This is a genomic window from Sulfurovum sp. NBC37-1 (genome assembly GCF_000010345.1).
Taxonomy (GTDB): Bacteria; Campylobacterota; Campylobacteria; order Campylobacterales; family Sulfurovaceae; genus Sulfurovum.
On record NC_009663.1, the window covers coordinates 2,298,092 to 2,320,343 of the forward strand.

Sequence of the window (22,252 nt, forward strand, 5' to 3'; positions counted from 1 at the left end):
TCTATACCAATACACCGTCAAGTGCGCCACGTGATGTTTTGATTATTCTGACGTCCACGATCTTCCCAAGAAGCTCTTCACTTCCCTCTACAAATACAAGCTTGCCGTCATCACTGCGTCCGGAGACCCTGCCGTTAGATTTGAGTTCGTCAAAATAAACTTCGTGTACTTTTCCAAGCTGGGCATCCATGATCTCATCGAGTATCTCCGTATGTCTTGTCTGCAACCGTGTCAGCCGTTCGCCTGCGATCTTGTTATCTATCTGCTCTTCAAATTCTGCCGCTTCCGTATGGGGTCTGGGAGAGTACTTGAAGGAAAAAAGCTGCTCAAAACGTACTTTTTCCAACACATCCATTGTATCTTCAAAGTCCGCCTCGGTCTCACCAGGGAAACCGACAATGATATCTGTCGAAATAGTCGCTTCGGGGCAGAGCATACGAATCTTTTCACAGCGGCCCAGAAAATTTTCTTTGGTATAACCGCGTTTCATTACTTTGAGTAGAGAAGTAGAACCGCTCTGCAGCGGCACATGGATCTGTTTGCATATCTTCGGGTTGGAAGCAAACTCTTGGATGAAGGCATCATCCATATGCAGAGGGTGGGGAGAGGTAAATCTGATACGCTCCAAACCTTCGATCTTCGATATCTTTTGAAGCAGTCCGGTAAAATCTATCTTCTCTTCGGTTGCGCCGAAACGTCTGCCGTAATTGTTGACGTTCTGCCCTAAAAGCATCACCTCTTTTGCACCCGTAGCTACTGCTTTTGTGATCTCCTGCACCAGCAGGTCGCTTGGTATGGATATCTCATCGCCTCGGGTCGCCGGAACAATACAGAAGGTACAGGACTTGTCGCACCCGATGGAGATGTTCACCATTGCTTTGAAAGGGTTGGTCCTGTATTCACCGAACGCATAGGTACTCTCGTCGTAATCCGTATCGATCTCGACGGCATGTTTTTTATCGACCACCTCCGTGATCTTCGAAACATTTCTTGCACCGATGACAAAGTCCACTGACGGTGCTCTTTTGATGATATCTTTCCCCAGGTGGCTTGCCGTACATCCTGCAACGCCTATTTTAGCTCCGGGTTTTTTATATTTGTTGAACACACCGATCTCGGAGAAGAGTTTGGCCACGGGTTTCTCTCTGACGGAACAGGTATTGATGATGATCAGGTCTGCTTCTTCAACATTCTGGGTAAGTTCGTAGGGTTCTTTCTGGTTCAGTTCCGCGATCATATGTTCGCTGTCGCGGACATTCATCGCACATCCGAGTGTTTCAATAAATAATTTTTTCATTTCAATAGTAGGGTAGACGATAGTGAGTAAGTAGGATAAAGATGGAATGATTATGTAAGATTCTACCGGTCACGCACTATGCGCTACCTGCTCTCCTTAGGCAATGATGTGTACTTCGTAGATGAACTCGTTGTCATCAAGACCGTATTTTACTTCACGCATATAAACAGAATATCCCTTCTCTTCGAAATACTCGATAAGCTCCTTGAGCTCTTTGTGGGAATTGTCCTTGTCGAAATAAAATATAGATCTGTTTGCTAGTTCCTCTTCCAGTTTTTTCAATTCGATGGTTTTCGGTTTTGCTTTCAGGGTGGTTCTAGCAAGTTTCAGTTTCATTTCTATATACCTTTTGTTCTATTGTTATTCAGTTTATGACATTAATTTCATTTATTATACTTTATTTTCGGTAAAGCTTAGATGAGCTATAATTCTATTCTTCAAAAACACTGCTCCCCTGACGTTCTTAACACTGTATATGTTACCTCTTGTAGCGGTATGAATTGAAACTTTATCAAGGAAATGAATTATGGAAAAAATATTAGACATTATCGATGCGATTGCACATGAAAAGAATATTTCAAGAGAACACGCTCTCGAAGCGTTCAAGGAAGCATTGGTCAATACCGCCAAAAAACTGACAAGCTTCACAAGTAACTTTGAAGTGACGATCGACAATGACACCAAAACCTACTCCGTGCAGAAAGTCATTACCATTGTGGCGGACGATGACGAACAGCTTTTTGTCGAAGTGGGAAAAGAGGATAACAAAGAGATGATACCCTCGGATGCTGTTATGCCTCTCTCTGAAGCAAAGGAATTCGATGAATCACTCGAGATCGGTGACAAGTTGACAGAGGAATTCGTTCTCGAAGACTACGGGCGTACAGCCTCTGCCAACCTTTTTAGAGAACTCGAGTATCACATCCAGAGACGTATCGAGCAGGATCTCTTTGAGAAATACAGAGAGAAGGTCGGTACCGTCATGCTGGGAACTGTCAACCGAATTGATGCAGATGACAACACCCATGTGGAGATCGGTGAGCTCAAGGGTATCCTGACACTCAGAAACCGTATCAAAGGCGAGAAATTCAAGCGTGGTGACACCATCAGGGCACTGCTCAGATATGTTAGTGTCGATCCTCAGTACGGCCTTTTCCTCGAACTGACAAGAACCTCACCCAAATTCCTTGAAGCACTGATGGCAAGCGAAGTGCCCGAGATTGCGGACGGTGTCGTAGAAATTGTCAATGCAGCAAGGATACCGGGGGAACGAGCGAAGATCGCTCTGAAAACCGAGCAGATGAACGTGGACCCTATCGGTGCGGCCGTCGGTGTCAAGGGTGTACGTATCAACGCGGTAAGCGAAGAGCTGAACGGTGAGAACATCGACTGTATTGAGTACTCGCCAATCCCGGAGATATTCATCACAAGAGCACTCAGCCCTGCAATTACACAGAGTATCAAAGTGGATCAGGATGAAAAGAAAGCCGTTGTCAATATTACCGGGGACCAGAAAGCCAAAGCCATCGGAAAAAGCGGGATCAACATCCGTCTGGCATCTATGCTGACAGGCTATACCATCGAACTGAATGAAGTCGAAGGCGTGACAGAAAGACAGCCTGAGTCTGCTGCCGGCGGTGAAGCGGAGAAAACGAAAGATACGAGTGCGTTGGAAGATCTGTTTAAATAATTATTATATACGCGTGGATTCCGTATTACAATTCAGGCTAGTTCCCATACTTTGCGTGGGAATTTATATGAGTATATAAAAAAACAGAGAGTTGGTTTTGGAACAATCAGAGACGTATGCGTTACCACGTTCAACGTGGTAACGAGTTAAGAAGCTGTGAGTAACCCCACCCTACGCGATTTAATAATTATGCAAAGATCATCTGCGTAAAACTCTCCACCTCCAGAGAAGCAGAACCCACCAAAACACCATCCACACTCTCGATAGCAGTAATTTCTTTAATGTTTGCCGGCTTTACGGAACCACCATATAGAAGTGGTCTGTCAAAATGCTGTTTGAGTGCAGCATGGGTAGAGGCGATCGCTTCTGTTGTGGCGGAGTGTCCCGTACCGATCGCCCAGATCGGTTCGTAAGCAACGATCATTTTCTCATAACTGAGGTCAATCCCTTCGAACTGGGAAAGAAGATGTACCATCACGGCTTCCTCTCCTGCTTCCCTTACCTCCAAAGCCTCGCCGATACAGTAGATGATCTCAAAACCCTGTGATTTGAAATAGGAGAACTTTTCAGCCACAAATGCCTGATCTTCACCCAAAATATCACGCCGTTCACTATGTCCGATGAGAATGGTTTTGATAGCGAATTCGTCAAGCTGATCGAGGCCAATCTCACCAGTAAAGGCACCATTCTTCTCCAGATAAGCGTTCTGTGCACCGATTGTGAAGTCACCATCATAATGGTCAAGTGCCGTTGAAGGAGGAAAGACAAACACACGGTCTTCACTGCGTTTTGAAGCCAATTTCTGATTCAAAGCATCCAGATATGCTTTGGTTGATGCACGTGTATGATTCATTTTAAAATTGGCTGCAAAGATCATTATATATCCCTTGATTTTCTTAAATATTTTTACCCATTTCGGAAGTGATGGCTTCAGCCTCACCAAAATGCGGAGCCAAAGCACCGCTTCCAGCTATGCTTGTTTTTTAGTTTTCCAGTGCTTCTATGCCCGGAAGCTTTATGCCCTCAATAAGTTTCAGGCTTGCACCGCCACCGGTACTGACAAAGGTCATCTCATCTACGTCTCCAGCTCTCTGAGCCACATCGGCTGTATCACCTCCGCCAACGATGGTCGTAGCATGCGTCTCGGCGATATGGTGGGACATCATAATGCTTCCCTTCGAGAACTTGTCCATCTCGTAAACACCCATCGGTCCGTTCCAGATAATCGTCTGCGCATCATTCAGGACTTCACGGAAAAGCCTTGAACTTGCTGGTCCCGTATCGAGTCCCATCCAGTCATGCGGGATCTCCTGGGAAGGAAGATATTTGACAGCGGTATTTTCAGAAAATTCAGGTGCTACGACAAAATCGACAGGAAGATAAAATTTCACTCCCAAAGAATGTGCCTTTTCCATAATATCTCTTGCTTCTCCAATCAAATCATCTTCCACAAGTGATTTACCGATCTCATAGCCCTGTGCTTTCAGAAAGGTAAAAGCCATACCTCCACCGATGATCACTTTGTCAACTTTGTTCAGCAGATTATTCAGTGCTTGAAGTTTTCCGGAAACTTTTGAACCCCCAACCACGGCAATAAAGGGTCTGATAGGGTTCTCAAGTACTTTACCGAAGAAGTTCACTTCTTTACTTAAAAGAAAGCCAGCTGCTTTGTGGTCTTTATCAAACTGCATAGCAATCGCATAGATTGAAGCATGCTTTCGGTGACAGGCACCGAAAGCATCATTGATATAGACATCTGCAAACGATGCCAGCTCTTTGGCAAATGTTTCATCATTGGCTGTTTCCCCTGCTTCATAGCGGAGGTTTTCAAGCATTAAAATATCCCCCTCCTGAAGTTTTGATGCTTTTTCTTTGGCATCCGGACCGACAACATCATTTGCCATATATAGTTCATTTTTGATCTTCAAAAGCGTGTGCAGTCTTTTGGCTACCGGACGCAGAGAATATTTTTCTTCATATTTTCCCGGTTCCGGTCGTTCATAATGGGAAGCAAGAATAATCTTGCATCCCCTGTCAATACAGTAGCGGATCGTATGCAGAGCAGAGCGGATACGTCTATCATCCGTAATGTTTCCAAATTCATCTTTCGGTACGTTAAAGTCACAGCGTATAAATACTCTTTTCTCGTCAATCTCGATATCTTTGATTGTTCTTAGCATAAATTCCCCAATATTATTTTTTACTGATGTGTACAGCCATATCTACGAGTCTACAGGAATAGCCCCACTCGTTGTCATACCAGGAAAGTACCTTTACCATATTGCCACCGATCACCTGAATGGTGTCGAGTGCAACAACACTGCTGAGTTCCTCTCCGACAAAGTCCTGAGAGACCCTGTACTCTTCATCTACACCAAGGATCCCCTTATGTGTACCCTCACTTGCGATCTTGAATGCCGCCTTGACCTCATCAAGGATCACCTCTTCTCTGAGTGTCACTGTCAGGTCCACCATGGAGACATCGGGTGTCGGTACCCTTATAGCCTGTCCGTTGAGTTTACCCTCAAGGTTCGGCAGTACTTTGGATATTGCTTTGGCCGCACCTGTCGTGGTTGGCAAAATATTCACGGCACCGGCACGTCCTTTTCTCGGATCTTTCTTGTGTTTGGCATCGAGGATTGGCTGAGAAGAAGTATAGGAGTGGATAGTGGTCATCAGACCTTTCTGTATGCCGAAAGCATCATCAAGTACTTTGGCAACCGGAGCCAGGCCGTTCGTGGTACAGCTTGCATTGGAAACGACAGTCTGCCCAGCATACTCATCGGCATTGGCACCCAGTACGAATGTGGCCGTATCATCCTTCGCAGGTGCGGAGAAGAGCACTTTTTTGATCCCGTTATCGAGGTAGGGCTGTACGCTCTCCGCTGTAAGGAATGCTCCCGTACACTCAAGCACGATCTCTGCACCGCAGGAAGCAAAATCGATCTTTTCAAGTTCACGTTCTGCAAAGATCTTCGCTTTGGTCTCTGCGATATTCACATAACCATCCGTAACTTTAATATCGTTACGTCTGCCATGCACAGAGTCATACTTGAGGTTATACTCAAGCATCTCTTCCGTACCGCTTGCATTCACGGCAACCAGATCGATATCATCTCTGTCCGCAATGATACGCGCCACACATCTGCCGATCCTTCCCAATCCGTTTATCGCTACTTTTACTGCCATTTCCCATCCTTAATTTTCATAGGGGTAAAACTATGTTAAAATTGCGTAATTTTACAGTAAATGAGGTTAGCATTTGGTTAATCAGTCCAAGCCTGAAGTTGCAATATTCGGGGGGAGTTTCGACCCGCCGCACAAAGGACATCAACAAATCGTCCGGAAGGCTGTCCAGATTCTGGACATCGATAAACTTATTGTGCTTCCTGCCTACCTGAACCCTTTCAAGAACGTTTCTCTGGCAAATCCGGAAAAACGCCTGGAGTGGTGCTATCAGCTTTTTGACGGTATACCCAAGGTGGTCGTCGATGATTATGAGATCCGGCAGAACAAAAGTGTACGAACCTCACAAAGTGTAAAACATTTCAATAATACATACAGTGTAAAGTATCTTATTATCGGTTCTGACAACCTGTCAACATTGACAAAATGGCATGAATTCAAGTGGCTCAACGACCATATTACCTGGGTGATCGTTACAAGAAAAGGGCACCCAGTACAAACAGAGGGGCTCAAGTCCTGGAGAATTCTGGAAATAGATTTTCCGATCTCTTCTACCACGATAAGAGAGAAAAAAGATCTGCGCTATATTGACAACAAAATAAAACAATCGGTCGAAAAGACCATAAAGGACAAAAAAGAATGACAACAGAAGAGAGAATAGACAATATCGTCAAGGTACTTGATGAGAAAAAAGCGGAAGAGATAGAAGTATTCAACCTTGAAGATGCTGATTATATTGCAAACTATGTGATCATCGCAAATTCACTGAATCCCAAACATACCATTGCACTTTTCGAGCACCTCAAAAAAGACCTGAAACCGTCGGGAGAGGCATTTCTTGCAAGCGACGTGAGTGATGACTGGGTCGTAGCGGACCTTGGAGATATATTGATACACATCATGATACCCGAGTATAGACAGCGCTATTCGCTTGAAGCATTTTTAAGTGAAATGGTAGAGAATCAGAAGAAGAACAAAGAATCATAACCTGATTTTATGGCATTTCCAATTAGAATATCTGTCTCCAGATATCTTCATAGCGCGACCCACCTATAAGAGAGAATAGTACGAAAGAGAGAGGCACGATCAGGGGAGAGAAGATGACCCACCAGATATACCGGTCTCGGAGGATATAATACATTATTCCTCCCCAGGAAAAGAAACCCAATACAATATTCAGTATTTTTAGGGGGAAGATAGCTATGGAGACACGGAAACCGACCCACAGGATATAAAGCATCACACTAAAGCTCACTACAGAAATAAAAAGTTTTTTTACATTCCTGTTTCTGTTGTATTTGACAATGATCATGACAAATGTTGCCAGGATCGCCAGTATGATCACTGCTTTCATTTTCTATCCTTTAAAGATTCCCTAGAGTTTATCTACTACCTCAATGCCAAGTATATCCAAGCCCTGCTTAATGGTTTTTGCCGTCATATCCGCTAATGCGAGACGTGACTGTTTCGTTGCTTCATCAACGCCTTCTTTCAAGATGGGGTTCTGTTCGTAGAAACGCATAAAGAGTGTGACCAGTTCGTACAGGTAAGTCGTGATCTGGTTGGGAGCGGCATCTTCCGCTGCTCTCTCAAGTATCTCTTCAAAACGAAGCAGCATCACACCCAAACGGTGCTCGAGCGCATCGGTGATAACGATATCACCTTTGATATCACCCCCGTAACGTCTGAAGATACTCTGTATACGTGCATAGGCATACTGCATATAAAGAGAGGTATTCCCCTCGAATGACAGCATCTTGTCCCAGTTGAAGATATAGTTCGATTCACGGTTGATGGAAAGGTCGGCATACTTCACCGCACCGATACCGATAGTCTTCGCCAGTTTTTCCACCTCTTCTTCCGAATAGTCATCTTTCTCTTTAATGGCCGCTTTGGCTTTGACCACCGCTTCATCCAAAAGGTCTATGAGCTTTACAGTTCCACCGTCGCGTGTTTTGAATGGTTTACCGCCTTTATCCATCATGGTACCGAAAGCGACATGCTCAAGTCTGACATCTTTGGGTACAAAACCGGACATTTTGGCTACCTTGAAAATCTGCTTGAAGTGCTCACCCTGTCTGGCATCCACCACATAGGAGATACGTTTGGCACCCAGTATGTTGGCTCTGTAGCGCAAGGCCGCAAGATCGGTCGTCGCATAGAGGTACCCGCCATCTCCTTTCTGGACGATCACGGGGATCTCGTCCTCTTCAAAGAAGACGCATTGTGCCCCTTCACTCTCTCTCAGCCTGCCCTCTTTTGCAAGATCCGCTACCACTTCGGGAAGGTCTTCATTATAAAAACTTTCTGCTTTGACATCTTCGCGTGTCAGCCTGACACAGAGCTTATCGTACACTTCTTCACAGTGCCCCAGGGAGATATCGATAAATTTCTGCCAGAGATTCAGACAGTGTTCGTCCCCGCTCTGGATCTTGACAACATATTCTCTTGCTTTATCGGCAAAAGCTTCATCCTCGTCAAAACGCTTCTTGGCATCCTTGTAAAACTGCTCCAGGTCTTTCAGGCTGCCTGAACCGTCTTCTCCCCTCTCTTCGAGATAGGCAATGAGCATACCAAACTGTGTTCCCCAGTCACCAATGTGATTCTGTCGGATCACCTCGTCGCCAAGGAATTCCAGAAGATTCGCCAGCGTATCACCGATGATCGTGGAACGCAGATGCCCTACATGCATCTGTTTTGCCATGTTCGGCCCGGAATAATCGACGACCACTTTTATTGGATTACTTGTCTTCTCGATACCCAGTCTCTCGTCGGCACGCGCTTTTTCACAAGCCTGCGCCACCCATGTATCATTCAGCCAGAGATTGATAAACCCGGGCCCTGCAATCTCCGCTTTGGCCACGATACCTGAAAAATCAAGATGCTCCATGATCTCAGAGGCGATCTCTCTCGGGTTCTTCCTCAGTTTTTTGGAAAGTGCCATGGCACCATTGAACTGATAGTCTCCAAATTCCGGCTTGGTCGCTTCCGAGACAGAAATGGGTTCCGCATCGATACCTGCTTTGTCAAAAGCTGCTTTGATGACTTTGTTAACTTCTTCTTTTAACTTCATAATAATTTCCGTAAATAGTGTGGGGCTGTAGATAGGTCAAGCAATAGATACTTGAGGGGAGATATCTGAACGCTCAGCACTGAATGCCAAGCGTTTTTTTATTAAGCGTTTTCGCTTTTTTTCTCTTCAGCCGCTGCTTCGACTTTCGGCTCTTCTTTTTTGGTGATCTCTTTCACTTCTTCCTCTTCGTCATCTTCTTTGATGGCTTTCTTGAAGTCTTTGATACCCTTACCCATTCCTTTTGCAAGGTCTGGAATTTTTTTCGCTCCGAATAGAAGTACGACGATCGCCAAAACGATCAACAACTCCGGCATACTTGGCATACCCATAGTTCATCCTTTATCTGCACCAAGGGTGCAATATTAAAATTTGGATAATTATACTTAAATTAGTTTAAGGGAACCTCTAATCATAGGTTCCCTTCATCTTATCCCAGCCACCGCTGTATGAATTTCTCTTCATCTTCCCTGCTCTGCTTGAGCCTCGCCGCTTTTGCGACAATAATGAATTTCTGTGCCGCCTCTTCCACTGTATCGTTTATGATCGTAAAATCATACTCGCCGACCGCACGGATCTCCTCTTTTGCATTCGAAATACGTCTGAGGATCACCTCTTCATCATCCGTACAGCGTGCCCGTAGTCTTGCTTCAAGTTCTTTCAGCGTAGGCGGCGTGATAAAGGCGGAGGTGGTGATATCGTCCATCTTCGCCCGTACCAGCCGATGCCCCTGTATATCGATATCGAAAATGACCAACTTCCCCTGCTCCAGTGCCTTGTTAACCGGTTTGAGTGATGTACCGTAATAATTGCCGTGTACCTGGGCATACTCCAGAAAATTTCCCGCTTTGATGTCTTCTTCGAATTCCTCTTTACTGACGAAGAAATAGTCCACACCGTCCTGTTCCCCCATACGGGGGTCCCTTGTCGTCGTGGAAATGGAGAAATAATACTCCCCTATCTCATCGGATGCCGCATTGATGATCGTACTCTTACCTGCACCGCTTGGCCCCGAAAGAACTAGTATCGCACCTTTATGCATCAGTCATGATCCTTTAGTTTCAGTGTCATCTCTATCTTTTTGCCCTTAAGCAGCTTTTTGATCTTTTTGGGCTTGAGCTTGAAAAGTTCATCGGTAAACGCTTTCTGTATGTCATCAAACTCATCTTTGCTGAAAGGCCCTGTCTCTACCCTTTGTTTCTTCTTTTTGGATTTTTTGCCAGTACCCAACGTCTCAACGATCTCCTCTTCCTCAACGATCTCCAGTCCATCTGCGATCAGTTGTGCCTTGATCGCGTCTATCTTTCGCTGTTCGACCACTTCATCCGGTAGTTCTTCTTCGGTCGGGAGACTCTCCTCTTCTTCCTCCATATCCAACAGACCCTTGATCTTTTCGATCTCTTTGCTGTCAAGGATATGTGGACTCTCAGGAAGGATCTCTTTTTTTGCCTCTTCTTGCGCCTCCTCCAACTCTTCTTCGATCTCTCCGCTTGAAAGCGGAAAGATCGATGGAACCTCATTCCCTTCAACTTCTCCGGCAGGAATATCTTCCTCGTTCTCCAAAGGAAAGATCACCGGTTCTTCCTCAACCTCCTGCTTCTCCTCTCTTACCTCTATACTCTGTATGACTTCCAGGATCTGAGAAGGAAGAAAAGGCTTTTGAAGTGTCATATCAAAACCGGGAACACTCTCCTGCCTATAAGAGATAAATACCTTTCTCCCCACACTGCGATGATTGTCAATGAACTCTCTGACAGCGTCGGTATAAGAAGCATCATCTACGAAGGCCAGATCGTAGTCCTTATCCTCTTCTATATCTTTAATATCCTTCACTTCATCCAGTTCGATATGTTCATCACGTGTACACAAAGCAAAAAGCCTGGAGACAACAGGATTAAAATTGATAAGTAGGATTTTCACAGCAGAGACTCCAAAAAGCATAATAGTTTATTCTTATTGTAATATAACTTTGGTTAGTTGCGGTTAATCTAGATAAAGGCACTGCTAAAACCCACCCTTAACCAGTAATTTGGATTTCTATTTCGGGATTTGGGAATATCACTTTCCTGATAAAAAGTATTTTTTGATAGAATATAAAGACAAAAAATCATGGAGAGCAAAAAAATGGCATTATTTGGGTTGATAAAATCAAAAGAACACAAGTTGGCAACAAAGTGGGAAAAAGAACATGTTGCGCTTGTGGAGCTTGCCGGAAAAATAATAGCGGCATACGCATCGGGGGATACAGCTCTTGCAAAGCTGGAGATAAAAAAAATGGGGAAGGCTGCCTCAGAGCATGTTATGAATGAAGATCTTGAGTTTATGAAGCTTGAAAAAAAAGCAAAACTAGATGATAAAACAAAAGCAAAAATTCAGGAGTTTCAAAAAACATTTAAAAAAGATAAGTTGGCACTGCTCTCTTTTCTTGCAAAATACGGACAGGATGATTCCGTTCTAGATGGGGAGTTTTTTGACGACTTTAACACTATCATCGAAGTAGTATCAGACAGAATAAAATACGAAGAAGAGAACCTTTACAAACTTATGAAGGATAATTGAGTCACACTCCCATATCATAAAGGCAAAAAGACGGGTTTCATACAGGCGCCTATAAAAGGGTCTCTCCTGACTTAGGAAGTAAAAGATATTCACTATTATTCATTACTTAGCATATCCTCCAGAATCTTTTGGACTCTATTATAGAGCTATAAGGCTTTTATTTGTACAAAATAGTAGTATGATTTGATTTCTAATAATCTATTCAGATCTTTTCGTTTGGAAATCTCACTGAATCTTTTGAAATTCTTATTCAGAAATAATAGATACTTTTTTCTTACCTGCAAATATTACATTATTGCTGCATATGAACAATATTTGTGTAGTGATTTTGTGTTTTTTGCTTATTTCTGAAAGAATAAAAAGGAGGTTAAACCCGCGAAACACGGTGTATAGGTGGTACGCCCATCAGGATTCGAACCTGAGACCTTCGGTACCGCAAACCGATGCTCTATCCAGCTGAGCTATGAGCGCACATATATAGTAAGAGCAGAATTTTACCCAAAAAACCTTTATTTATCAAGTAAGTGCATCGGGCCGAAAAGGGCAAGCGCTCTTGGATTACTGATGAACGTATGGTTATAGGGATGCTCCAGCTCAATCGACTCGAAGTTTTCAAGCGGCAGCTTCTTTTTCAGCTCTTTGGCGTGGGTTCCGAAAAGGATGAGCTTTGGCTGCTGTGCTTCAAGGGCCTTCAGGAGGCTCTGCACGAAGGGCCGCCAGGCTTTGACATGTCTGGTCGAACTTTTCTTATCCGTAAAGACCAGAGCGGTATTAAGCAGCAGGACGCCGTTCTTTTCAAAATTGATCCTGAGCTCCCGGATAGAGGAGATAAGGGATGTTTTGTCTATCGCTGCAATAGCATCCTGTGAAAGATCTTCCAAAGAAAGATCGCCCCGTGCCACCAATGCCATCTTGACGAAATTACGCAAACTCGTTGCCCGGTTCACTTCTTTGCTCAATCCTTTGTCGGAAAATATCTCCTTTACTTTTGCATCGATGAAAGCATAGCCGCTGGCACTCTCCATCCGGGGATAGGGATCCTGACCGAAAAGGATATATTTTACCTTCTCTCTGGGCAGTGTCTTGAAGGCATTCAGGTAGTTTTCTCTGTTCGGGATATACCCGCTGTCTTTTTCAAGAAAAGAGCGATACGCCTCCTCAAGTTCTCCATACGCCTCCTGAAGAATCTTCTCCCAGCTGTTAGACGGCATGGTCTTTTTTGATCTTGTCGAATTTGATGATGAGCTCTATCTTGCTGATAGGGATACCGAGTTCATCAGCAATCTCTTCCCTGCTCTTTCCTTCTTCCAGCAGTGCCATCACTTCGTCATGCGCCGAAAGGTTCTCGATGACATCCTTGACTGCTACACGTGAAGCCTGAAGATTCTGTATCGTCGTATCTTTGACTTCCAAAATCTCCTGCAACACCTTTTTCTCTTTCTTCAATTTACTGTTCACAGTCAAAAGATAGAATACGATCAAAACCAGTGCAGCGATGATCCCTATTTCCATAGTACCCATTTATATTACCTCCAGGATGATAAAAAACAGAAAGACAAACCCCAGATACCCGTTCACGGTAAAAAAAGCCCTGTCGATCTTTGTAAAGTCTTTGTTGACAAGATAGTGCTCATATGTCAACATAATCGCAGCGAATAGTACCGCTGTCCATGCCCAGATACCCAGATTCGCATTCACGATGAACAGAGCCCAGAAAAGGACGGCCAGTATATGAAATACTCTGGCGATCAGCATTGTTTTCTCTGCCCCAAACTGTGAAGGAACAGAGTGCAGATCGTTGGCTTTGTCGAATGCCATATCCTGCAGTGAATAAAGAAGATCGAAACCTGCTACCCAGAACATCACTCCGACAGCGAGATAGACCGACCAAAATGTGATCTCCCCAGAGACAGCTACCACACCCGCGATGGGTGCCAGGCCGAGGCTAACACCGAGTATGAGATGTGCCAGTGCAGAGAAACGTTTAAAGACGGTATAGGCACCCAGTACTATCAGAATCGGTACAGAGAGTTCAAAAGCAAGCGCATTGATGAGATAGGCAACGCCGATAAAGATCAAGGCATTGATGACAATAAAAAGGAGCATCTGCCCTGTGGAGACACGGCCGTCAACCGAAGGTCTGTTCTTTGTTCTGGGATTGAGTATGTCAATATCTCTGTCAAGATAACGGTTGACACCCATAGCAAAATTACGGGCACTCACCGCTGCCACTGTTCCGAGAAACAACAGCTTCCAGCCGAACCATCCCGATCCGCTGTCCAGATAGGAAGCGACCAGCATGGCAATAAAGATGAACGGTAGTGAGAACACGGAGTGCTTGAGCATCACCAGTTCGGAAAAATCATTCAGTTTTTCAAAAAAAACATTTCTTTTCAACTCTTCACTCTTCATTTTTCACTCTTCTCTTTTACGGATGTGGTATTTTCAACTGGCTGTTCAGTGACCAGGCGATCCCCACGACCAGCAGGGTAATCACAAAAACACTGGGTACGATATGGTAAGAGAATAGCAGATAGAGTACCCAGAGCAGTATGGCACCAAGCGGTGTCGGCACGCCTTCAAAGTACTTTGCTACTTCACCTGCATCCACTTTCAGGTTGAATTCTACCAGTCTGCGCAGACCCAAAATAATATAGGCAATGAAAACAAGCCCTACAATCAGTTCTTCCCATCCGCTCGTAAAACTGCCCTTCAATGCATAGAACAGCAGGAACGGCGGCATGACGACAAAAGAGATAAAATCGGCAAAGCTGTCCAATTGTATTCCGAATTCGGTCGAGAGCTCATATTTGCGCGCCAGCTTGCCATCGATGATATCACAGGCTCCCGCGATCCATGCCAGGATGATCGCTGTGAAAAAATCTTCCTTGACAATGAAATAAATGGCAATAACTCCCAGTGAAACATTCAGATAGGTCACTATATTGGCGATATTGAAACGATTATGCTTATCGAACAGATCCATGCACTCTCCAAGATATTAGTTTACAATTTTACCCTCTTCGTACTTAACACTTAGCCGCAACTTGTTATCATTGTACAATGAATCAACCTATCAGGCAACTTGCCCTTATCGGTCCTACAGCTTCAGGAAAGACTGCACTTGCCATTAAGGCAGCGCAGGCTCTCGATGCCCACATTCTTTCCATCGACTCACTTTCAATATACAAAGAGATAGATATCGTCTCGGCAAAACCTACAAAAGAAGAACAAAAAGGTATAAAACACTTTGGTATTGACTTCATTGCTCCGAATGAGGATTTTGATGTAACTACTTTCATTCGACTCTATGAAGATGTCCATGTCAGGGCAGTGGCTGACAACAAGAACCTTGTGATCGTTGGCGGAACGAGTTTCTATCTCAAGATGCTTATGGAAGGTATCAGTAAACTTCCAAAGATATCGGAAACGACAAAAAGAAGAACAACCGAAGCCCTCAGAGATCTCCAAAAGAGTCATGAATGGCTCTCTACTCTTGACCCTGACTATATGCAGAAGATCTCATCAAGCGATCCTTACCGTATTGAAAAAGCACTGGATATCTATTTCGAGACGGGAACATGCCCAACTGAGTATTTCAAGGCATTCCCACCCAAACCTACCATACAGTCAGAACTACCCATCTATCAGATCGAGACAGACAGGGAATTACTCAGAAAACGTATCTCACTGCGTACCCAGATGATGCTGGAAGACGGATTGATCGATGAGATATGTATGCTGGAAGAGAAATACACAAGAGCACCCAACTGTATGAAAGCCATCGGTATCAAGGAAACGCTTGCCTATCTGGACGGTATCTACGAGAGAGAAATGCTCAAAGAGAAGATCACTGTCAATACAGCCCGACTGGCCAAACGTCAGACGACATTTAATCATTCTCAGTTCGATAATGTGATAAAAGGTAGTGTTTCGGAGTTGGAGAAAATATTACTGCAGGGTGCGTAGACACGCACCACAGGATAGATAAAAGGTGGGTGAACCCACCCTATGCGTTTCTTAATATCCGGACGCAGATATCATATAATAGATATAGGATACAAGCGGTTGGACATAGAAGATTGCTGCTATTGTAGCTACTGCCGCAAACCCTACTACCGCCATCAATGGCTTGGAGAGGTTATAGTAGACTGTATCGACATCTTTTACCGGATCTTTGAGGAACATATAAACCACGAGCTTCAGGTAATAGTATGCTGCAATAGCCGAGTTCAGACCCATCACGATTGCCAGCCAGACATACCCGGAGTTGACCGCTGCCTGCATGACATAGATCTTGCCCCAGAATATAGAGAATGGCGGTACACCTGCCAGTGAAAGCATGAAGATCGCCATGATCACTGCACCCATCGGCATGATCTTGATGAAGCCTGCAAATTTCTCGTATGGATGGTCAAATCTGGCATTGAATCTTCTGTTCTTGTGACGTGACATCCAAAGCATCGCAAATGCCCCAAGGTTGGTGAACATAAAGAGTCCATAGTAGAAGAATATCGCTGTTGTACCCTCTGTCGTGTCAAGTGCCAATGCCGCGATAATGAAACCTGCATGGGAGATGGATGAGTATGCAAGCATACGTTTGACATCTTCCTGTACCAGTGCCATGAGGTTCGCCAGTGTCATGGTAAGTACTGCAAGTACCAGGATGACCACTCTGACCCACTCGACACCCAGATCGATATACATACCGAAAATTCTGATAGAGACGACAAAAGCTGCTACCTTTGGTACGACAGACATATACCCTGCCAATGGAGCAGACGCTCCTTCATACACATCCGGTGCCCAGGTATGGAAAGGGAAGAGTGAGAGTTTGAAGGCAAACGCCACCAAAAGGAGTACGGAAGATCCGAAGATAGCGATCATCAGTCCCGTTTCACCCATTCTTGCAGCCAATACATCCGCTACCCTATAGAGTTCTATCGATCCCGTCAATGCATAGATCACTGCTGAACCCATAGCAAAGAAGGCCGCTGCCAAAGCACCCATGGTAAAGTACTTCACAGCCGCCTCATACGAGTTGCTTCTGTTATGAAGAGCAATAAGCGTATAAAGTGAAAGTGACGCTGTCTCAAGACCCACAAAGATCAGGATCAGGTTGTCACTTGCAACCATGAACTGGAACCCTGCTACCATAAAGAGGAAGAGTGCAAAGAACTCCGGATAGGAATACTCGTGGAAACGTTTGGAGGTCAAGGCCAAAGGTGTAAAGAGGATCGAAGCTACGATGATCAGAAGCTGAGAGACAATGGAGACACCGTCGATCAGCATCACATCGAAGAAACCGCGTTCGTTCACGTTCAGTCCAAGCGTTGCACCAAAATCGATCACCAGGATCAGTATGGTCAACATCACATAAAGTGATTTGTGCAGGTTCTTGTTGATAAGGTCAAGTATCAAAATGATCAAACCGCCTGCGATCGCAACAAGCATCGGTGCAAGCGTAATGAGATTAAGACTTTCCATACTTACATTAATAGGCTGTAACATTACTTAACCTCCCTTCCATTAGTTGATTCAGGCACTTTGATCATATCTTTTGCCTCCTGCGTTATCGCTTTTTCATCCATGAACGTCAACATCGCTTTGACAGAATTGTCGATCGGTGCAAGTACCGGTTTGGGATAGACACCCAGCCATATTACGATCAGTACCAATGGTACCAGTGACCATGTTTCTTTACTGTTAAGGTCTTTCAGTGACTTGTTCTCTTCTTTGGTCACCGGACCGAAGAAACTGCTTTTATAGACTGAGAGCATGTAGATCGCACCGATGATGATGGATGTACCTGCCAATACTGTCAGCACAGGTGAAACCTGATAGAAACCGAGAAGCACAAGGAATTCACCGACGAATCCGATCGTCAACGGTAAACCCACAGAAGCCATCAGCATGATCCCGAAGATCACGGCATATTTCGGCATTACAGATGCCAAACCGCCAAATTCGCTCATCAGCTTTGTATGTCTTCTGTCATAGATCACACCTACAAGCATGAACAGAGCGCCCGACACAATACCGTGTGAGAGCATCTGGAATACAGAACCACTGATACCTTCTGCGTTCATTGCAAAAATACCGAGCATGATGATACCCATGTGTGAAACGGATGAGTATGCAATGACCTGCTTCATATCTTTCTGTGCATATGCCACCATCGCCGTATAGATGATCATCACGATGGAGAGTGCCGCAATCGGTGTGATCGCCAATACGGATGCATCAGGGAACATCGGAAGCGAGAATCTTACAAAACCGTACGTACCCATTTTCAACAATACCGCAGCAAGGATAACAGAACCGATGGTCGGTGCTTGACCGTGCGCATACGGCAACCAGGTGTGGAACGGGAACATCGGCACTTTGATCGCAAAACCGACGAAGAAGGCTGCAAAGAGCCAAAGCTGGTAATTGACCGGAAGTACCAATGCATACCAGTCTGTGATCGCAAAGCTCCATACACCTGTCAAATTATGGTACACGTACGCTACGAAAAGCATACCTACCAGCATGATCAGTGATCCCGTGAAGGTATAGAGGAAGAACTTCACTGCCGCATAGACTCTGAGCGGCCCACCCCATGCTCCAATGATATAGAGCATTGGTACAAGTGACAGTTCCCAGAAGAGGTAGAATATGATCGCATCGAGCGCAACGAATACACCGACCATTGTCATCTCCAGGAAAAGGAGTGTGATGATCATATTTTTGATATTCTCCGTGATACTCATACTCATCATACCGATCAGTGTCATCAATGTCGCCATCAGGATAATGAAGAGAGAGATACCGTCCACCCCGAGGTAGTAAGAGATACCGAAATCAGGAATAATAGGAATCAGCTCGACGAACTGCATCCCTGCATTCGCTGTATCGAAACTGAACCACAGCCAAACAGAGAGAAGGAACTCGATAGCCGCTACGGTAATACCGTACGCTCTCGCACTGTCCTTGTCTACAACAAATCCCAACAATCCAGCGATCGCAGGAAAAAACACCAATATACTTAAAATATTTTCCATCTATCTTCTCCTTACACAAACATCGCTGAAATAACTGCGACTACCAAGAGTAACACAGCACCGACAGCCATCCAATTCAGATAGTTCGAAAGGTTACCAGTCTGCATCTTTCTTGAACTGTCACCACTCTTATAAAGGAACTTGGCTATACCGTCAACGCTGGCATCCACTATCTTCATATCCACATCTTTCCACATCATTTCCGAAAGCATCGCATACGGTTTTGTAATGACTGCCTCGTAGAGGTTCGGAATATAGTACTGGTTGGCAAGCAGTTTGTAGATGAAGCTGTTCTCAAGCTTCTCATCTCTTACAAGTCCTTTGTAATATTTCTTATACGCCAGTACGATACCGCCTACGGCAAAGACAAGAACGATCAATCCGAGGACCAGTGCCAGGTGGTGCGTATGCTCACTCATATGATAGTCAGGCAGCAGTTTGGTCACGAAGTGTTCGAAACCTCCCATAAAGAAACCTGCGATCACCGCAAGAATAGCCAACGGAGACATTGCGATCAGTACAAATTTGTACATTTCATGCGGATGAATTCCGTATTTCTTATATCTCTCGTCACCTTCAAAGGTCAGGAAGACCTGTCTGAAACTGTAGAAGGCTGTCATACCCGCTGTGACGACAAGGACAGCCCACAAAAAGAGTGTCCCCTCATTAAATGCCGTTTCAATAATGGCATCTTTGGAGAAGAAACCTGCAAAGAACGGGATACCCGCCAATGCCAATGAAGCGACACCCATATAAATATAGGTCCACTTCATCGTCTTTTTCAATCCACCCATCTTGAAGATGTCCAGTTCGTCATGCATCGCATGCATTACGTTACCTGCACCCAGGAAGAGCAGGGCTTTGAAGAAGGCGTGTGCTGCAAGGTGGAACAGTGCGATCCAGTATGCACCGAGTCCTGCCGCTGCGAACATGTAGCCAAGCTGTGAAAGTGTCGAGAAGGCGATGATACGCTTCAAGTCTCTGTTGACCAATGCCATAGAAGCTGCGAAGATCGCAACGAAAGTACCCAATGCCGCGATAAAATAACTCACTTCCGGCGTCATGGAAAAGAGCGGGTTCGCTCTGATCACAAGGAAAACACCGGCTGTTACCATGGTTGCTGCGTGAATCAGTGCCGAGACCGGCGTAGGACCTTCCATCGCATCTGTCAGCCAGGTGTGGAGCGGAAACTGCGCCGATTTACCCATCGCACCGATAAAGAGTGCGATCGCTGCCGCATTCAGTATTGAACCGCTCAGATCAGGAAGTGCTGCAAATACAACATCATACTGAAGGCTGCCTACATTCCAATAAATGATGAAGAGTCCTATCAACATACCGAGGTCGGCGATACGGTTCATAATGAATGCTTCGTTCGCTGCCCATGATGGGGAGATAGAAGGATTCTCTTCTCTGGAAACGTCTTCTTTGTGGTACCAGAAACCGATCAGTAACCATGAACAGACACCAACACCTTCCCATCCGATAAAGAGTCCGGCAAAGTTGTCTGACATGACAAGAATCATCATGGAGAAAACGAATGCTGACAGGTATGAGAAGAATCTGTTGAAACTCTTGTCATGGTCCATATATCCTATTGAGTAGATATGAACAACCGTTGATACCAGTGTAACGACCGTCATCATAGTTACGGAGACCTGATCGACCACGAAACCGAACGGGATATGCAGGTCACCTGCGGAGATCCAGTCCATCATCGTGACATGTACTGGCATGCCTGTCGTTGCCACATAAAAAGCCAATATGGCAGAGGCCAGGAATGAGGTAAAGAGCAGCAGTGACGCCACAACACCGACAAAGGTCTGTCTCGGGCTCATTCCAAAGAGCGCAGCGAACATTGAACTTACAAACGGAGCAAACAATGCTATATATACTAAAGTTTCCATCATTACCCCTTCATACTTGCAAGATCGTCAAGATCGAGACTGCCATATCTTTTGTACAATACAATCAAGATACCAAGGCCCACAGCTACTTCACTTGCAGCAATCGCAATAATAAAGAATGCAAACATTTGGCCTGTCAGGTCATTGTAGTAGTGCGAGATCGCTGCAAATGCGATATTGACCGCATTGAGCATTACTTCAGTTGCGAAGAAAAGCATTAAAAGATTCCTTCTTCTCAATACACCCATCAACCCGATAGAGAAGATCAGTGCAGAGACGATAAGATAGTGAGATAAACCTATCATTTTGCATCCTTTTGTGTCAAGATTTCATCATCTACACTGGTGTCTTTAGTGAGACTCTGATCCATTTTTTTACCGGCAAGGATGATCCCTGCTATCATAGCTACAAGCAACATGACCGCTGCCACCTCGAACGGTACAAGGTACTTTGTGAAAAGTACGATACCGACATCCTGTGCATTACCCACACCTTCATGCATCGGATAAAGTGCCTGGATCGATTCATTGTAGATCGGTGCAGCAAACATGAGTACCAGTGCCAATGCACTCAAGCCGCCAAGCACAAAGATCAGTGCAGGATTGGTATTTTTTTCTTTGATATCTTTAGTTGCATCAAAGAACATCATCGCAAATGAATAAAGTGCCATGATCGCTCCTACATATACGATAAGCTGGACCACACCAAGGAAATCCGCTCCAAGGATAAAAAAGAATCCCGAGATCAATACCATCCCCGCCGCAAGCGATGTCATGGCATAAAGTACGTTCTTGCTCATAACCGTGATAAGGAAAAGTCCTATTGTTAAAGCCGAAAATAGGTAAAAGGCTATTGTTTCATACATATCTGCTCCTCCTAATACGCAAGTGGCGTTTTTTTAATGTTCTCATCAGCGTTAGGCGAAACGGCACCGAATCCGTCATATTCCTGCTGAAGGTTGAGCTTGTCGATCGGAGTCAACATATCCTCAAAGAGAGAGAAACTCGCTCTCTGCTCTGAAGCAGTCTCATATCTCTGTCCGTGTACGATCGCCAGTTCCGGACACACCTCTGCACAATACCCGCAGAAGATACAGCGTCCGAAGTTGATCGTGTATTCACTGACCTCTTTTCTTTGATTCTCATCATATCTCGTATCCATTGTGATACAGTTGGAGATACAGATCTTTTCACACAGTCCGCAACCGATACATCTGTAATGACCGCTTTCGAGCAATCTGAGCATATCATGGATCGCTCTGTATCTTGGAGAGATCGGCAGTTTTTCAAACGGGTATTTCACCGTATGCATCTGTCCTCTGAAGAGGGCATTGATCATCTCACGCATCGTAACACCGAGACCGACAAGCAACTCAAGCTTGAAGGTCCTGTTCACAACCTGTTTGAACTTATCCATGCCTGTCTTTGGACTTTCTCCAAGATCAAGCATTTTATAGTTCTGCGTACCTACGTTTCTGTTTTTAAATTGTTCTAAACCCAT

General features: G+C 44.8%; 25 protein-coding genes and 1 tRNA gene. 5 read left to right on the plus strand and 21 right to left on the minus strand.

Features of this window, described 5'->3' with window-relative positions:
- Nucleotide 1 precedes the first annotated feature (1 nt).
- Entirely contained in the window at nucleotides 2–1,297 is a 1,296-nt protein-coding gene (gene miaB / locus SUN_RS11405; protein ID WP_041672773.1) for a tRNA (N6-isopentenyl adenosine(37)-C2)-methylthiotransferase MiaB, read from the minus strand.
- 96 nt (nucleotides 1,298–1,393) lie between these two features.
- On the minus strand, nucleotides 1,394–1,633 hold the full coding sequence (locus SUN_RS11410; RefSeq protein WP_012083973.1) for an HP0268 family nuclease: 240 nt from the start codon (nucleotides 1,631–1,633) through the stop codon (nucleotides 1,394–1,396).
- A 190-nt stretch (nucleotides 1,634–1,823) separates the two neighbouring features.
- Here SUN_RS11410 and nusA point away from each other — a divergent pair, with 190 nt between their 5' ends.
- Nucleotides 1,824–2,987 (plus strand): transcription termination factor NusA, encoded by a 1,164-nt coding sequence (gene nusA / locus SUN_RS11415; protein WP_012083974.1) that lies wholly within the window; start codon nucleotides 1,824–1,826, stop codon nucleotides 2,985–2,987.
- A 187-nt stretch (nucleotides 2,988–3,174) separates the two neighbouring features.
- On the opposite strand, the gene SUN_RS11420 is transcribed toward nusA, so the two are convergent.
- The 3 genes from SUN_RS11420 to gap all read right to left on the minus strand — a co-directional run bounded on the left by SUN_RS11420 (nucleotide 3,175) and on the right by gap (nucleotide 6,176).
- Nucleotides 3,175–3,864 carry a triose-phosphate isomerase gene (locus tag SUN_RS11420; RefSeq protein WP_012083975.1) on the minus strand — a complete coding sequence of 230 codons (690 nt, stop codon included), beginning with the start codon at nucleotides 3,862–3,864 and terminating at the stop codon, nucleotides 3,175–3,177.
- Between the two features lie 106 nt (nucleotides 3,865–3,970).
- The gene (locus SUN_RS11425; RefSeq protein ID WP_012083976.1) at nucleotides 3,971–5,167 is read right to left on the minus strand and encodes a phosphoglycerate kinase; all 1,197 of its coding nucleotides are present in this window, start codon (nucleotides 5,165–5,167) and stop codon (nucleotides 3,971–3,973) included.
- 13 nt (nucleotides 5,168–5,180) lie between these two features.
- On the minus strand, nucleotides 5,181–6,176 hold the full coding sequence (gene gap, locus SUN_RS11430; RefSeq protein ID WP_012083977.1) for a type I glyceraldehyde-3-phosphate dehydrogenase: 996 nt from the start codon (nucleotides 6,174–6,176) through the stop codon (nucleotides 5,181–5,183).
- A 73-nt stretch (nucleotides 6,177–6,249) separates the two neighbouring features.
- Here gap and nadD point away from each other — a divergent pair, with 73 nt between their 5' ends.
- Nucleotides 6,250–6,816, plus strand: coding sequence for a nicotinate (nicotinamide) nucleotide adenylyltransferase (nadD, locus tag SUN_RS11435; RefSeq protein WP_012083978.1), 567 nt, complete (start codon nucleotides 6,250–6,252; stop codon nucleotides 6,814–6,816).
- Nucleotides 6,813–7,160 carry a ribosome silencing factor gene (rsfS, locus tag SUN_RS11440; RefSeq protein WP_012083979.1) on the plus strand — a complete coding sequence of 116 codons (348 nt, stop codon included), beginning with the start codon at nucleotides 6,813–6,815 and terminating at the stop codon, nucleotides 7,158–7,160. The genes nadD and rsfS overlap by 4 nt, the downstream gene beginning before the upstream one ends.
- Nucleotides 7,161–7,182: 22 nt before the next feature.
- Here the strand turns inward: rsfS and SUN_RS11445 are convergent, their stop codons facing one another.
- From SUN_RS11445 to SUN_RS11465, 5 genes are all read right to left on the minus strand, one after another.
- Nucleotides 7,183–7,527 carry a hypothetical protein gene (locus tag SUN_RS11445; protein ID WP_012083980.1) on the minus strand — a complete coding sequence of 115 codons (345 nt, stop codon included), beginning with the start codon at nucleotides 7,525–7,527 and terminating at the stop codon, nucleotides 7,183–7,185.
- Between the two features lie 21 nt (nucleotides 7,528–7,548).
- Nucleotides 7,549–9,246, minus strand: coding sequence for an arginine--tRNA ligase (argS, locus tag SUN_RS11450; protein ID WP_012083982.1), 1,698 nt, complete (start codon nucleotides 9,244–9,246; stop codon nucleotides 7,549–7,551).
- 101 nt (nucleotides 9,247–9,347) lie between these two features.
- Nucleotides 9,348–9,575, minus strand: coding sequence for a twin-arginine translocase TatA/TatE family subunit (locus tag SUN_RS11455; RefSeq protein ID WP_012083983.1), 228 nt, complete (start codon nucleotides 9,573–9,575; stop codon nucleotides 9,348–9,350).
- A gap of 98 nt (nucleotides 9,576–9,673) precedes the next feature.
- Entirely contained in the window at nucleotides 9,674–10,285 is a 612-nt protein-coding gene (gmk, locus tag SUN_RS11460) for a guanylate kinase (RefSeq protein WP_012083984.1), read from the minus strand.
- A complete protein-coding gene (locus tag SUN_RS11465; protein ID WP_148154701.1) occupies nucleotides 10,285–11,163 on the minus strand; it encodes a hypothetical protein in 879 nt (292 codons plus the stop codon). Before SUN_RS11465 ends, gmk begins: the two co-directional genes overlap by 1 nt.
- Before the next feature lie 189 nt (nucleotides 11,164–11,352).
- On the opposite strand from SUN_RS11465, the gene SUN_RS11470 reads away from it, so the two are divergent.
- Nucleotides 11,353–11,802, plus strand: coding sequence for a hypothetical protein (locus SUN_RS11470; protein ID WP_012083986.1), 450 nt, complete (start codon nucleotides 11,353–11,355; stop codon nucleotides 11,800–11,802).
- 394 nt (nucleotides 11,803–12,196) lie between these two features.
- Here SUN_RS11470 and SUN_RS11475 read toward each other — a convergent pair.
- The 5 genes from SUN_RS11475 to SUN_RS11495 all read right to left on the minus strand — a co-directional run bounded on the left by SUN_RS11475 (nucleotide 12,197) and on the right by SUN_RS11495 (nucleotide 14,788).
- Nucleotides 12,197–12,273 (minus strand) — tRNA-Arg (locus SUN_RS11475).
- A 38-nt stretch (nucleotides 12,274–12,311) separates the two neighbouring features.
- Nucleotides 12,312–13,013: a uracil-DNA glycosylase family protein gene (locus SUN_RS11480; protein ID WP_012083987.1), complete on the minus strand. Its 702-nt coding sequence runs from the start codon at nucleotides 13,011–13,013 to the stop codon at nucleotides 12,312–12,314.
- Nucleotides 13,003–13,323 (minus strand): sigma-70 family RNA polymerase sigma factor, encoded by a 321-nt coding sequence (locus SUN_RS11485; RefSeq protein WP_012083988.1) that lies wholly within the window; start codon nucleotides 13,321–13,323, stop codon nucleotides 13,003–13,005. Before SUN_RS11485 ends, SUN_RS11480 begins: the two co-directional genes overlap by 11 nt.
- On the minus strand, nucleotides 13,324–14,214 hold the full coding sequence (gene mqnP, locus SUN_RS11490) for a menaquinone biosynthesis prenyltransferase MqnP (protein WP_012083989.1): 891 nt from the start codon (nucleotides 14,212–14,214) through the stop codon (nucleotides 13,324–13,326).
- A gap of 16 nt (nucleotides 14,215–14,230) precedes the next feature.
- A complete protein-coding gene (locus SUN_RS11495; RefSeq protein WP_012083990.1) occupies nucleotides 14,231–14,788 on the minus strand; it encodes a CDP-alcohol phosphatidyltransferase family protein in 558 nt (185 codons plus the stop codon).
- A 77-nt stretch (nucleotides 14,789–14,865) separates the two neighbouring features.
- Here SUN_RS11495 and miaA point away from each other — a divergent pair, with 77 nt between their 5' ends.
- Complete coding sequence (gene miaA / locus SUN_RS11500) at nucleotides 14,866–15,771, plus strand: tRNA (adenosine(37)-N6)-dimethylallyltransferase MiaA (RefSeq protein WP_012083991.1); 906 nt, start codon at nucleotides 14,866–14,868, stop codon at nucleotides 15,769–15,771.
- 51 nt (nucleotides 15,772–15,822) lie between these two features.
- Here the strand turns inward: miaA and nuoN are convergent, their stop codons facing one another.
- From nuoN to nuoI, 6 genes are read right to left on the minus strand one after another with little or no spacing between them, the layout of a single operon-like run.
- Nucleotides 15,823–17,313, minus strand: coding sequence for an NADH-quinone oxidoreductase subunit NuoN (gene nuoN, locus SUN_RS11505; protein WP_012083992.1), 1,491 nt, complete (start codon nucleotides 17,311–17,313; stop codon nucleotides 15,823–15,825).
- A complete protein-coding gene (locus tag SUN_RS11510; RefSeq protein ID WP_012083993.1) occupies nucleotides 17,313–18,845 on the minus strand; it encodes an NADH-quinone oxidoreductase subunit M in 1,533 nt (510 codons plus the stop codon). Before SUN_RS11510 ends, nuoN begins: the two co-directional genes overlap by 1 nt.
- Nucleotides 18,846–18,856: 11 nt before the next feature.
- Complete coding sequence (nuoL, locus tag SUN_RS11515; protein ID WP_012083994.1) at nucleotides 18,857–20,752, minus strand: NADH-quinone oxidoreductase subunit L; 1,896 nt, start codon at nucleotides 20,750–20,752, stop codon at nucleotides 18,857–18,859.
- Between the two features lie 2 nt (nucleotides 20,753–20,754).
- On the minus strand, nucleotides 20,755–21,057 hold the full coding sequence (nuoK, locus tag SUN_RS11520; RefSeq protein WP_012083995.1) for an NADH-quinone oxidoreductase subunit NuoK: 303 nt from the start codon (nucleotides 21,055–21,057) through the stop codon (nucleotides 20,755–20,757).
- Nucleotides 21,054–21,617, minus strand: a complete 564-nt coding sequence (locus SUN_RS11525; protein ID WP_012083996.1) for an NADH-quinone oxidoreductase subunit J — start codon at nucleotides 21,615–21,617, stop codon at nucleotides 21,054–21,056. Before SUN_RS11525 ends, nuoK begins: the two co-directional genes overlap by 4 nt.
- Before the next feature lie 11 nt (nucleotides 21,618–21,628).
- Nucleotides 21,629–22,252, minus strand: coding sequence for an NADH-quinone oxidoreductase subunit NuoI (gene nuoI, locus SUN_RS11530; RefSeq protein WP_012083998.1), 624 nt, complete (start codon nucleotides 22,250–22,252; stop codon nucleotides 21,629–21,631).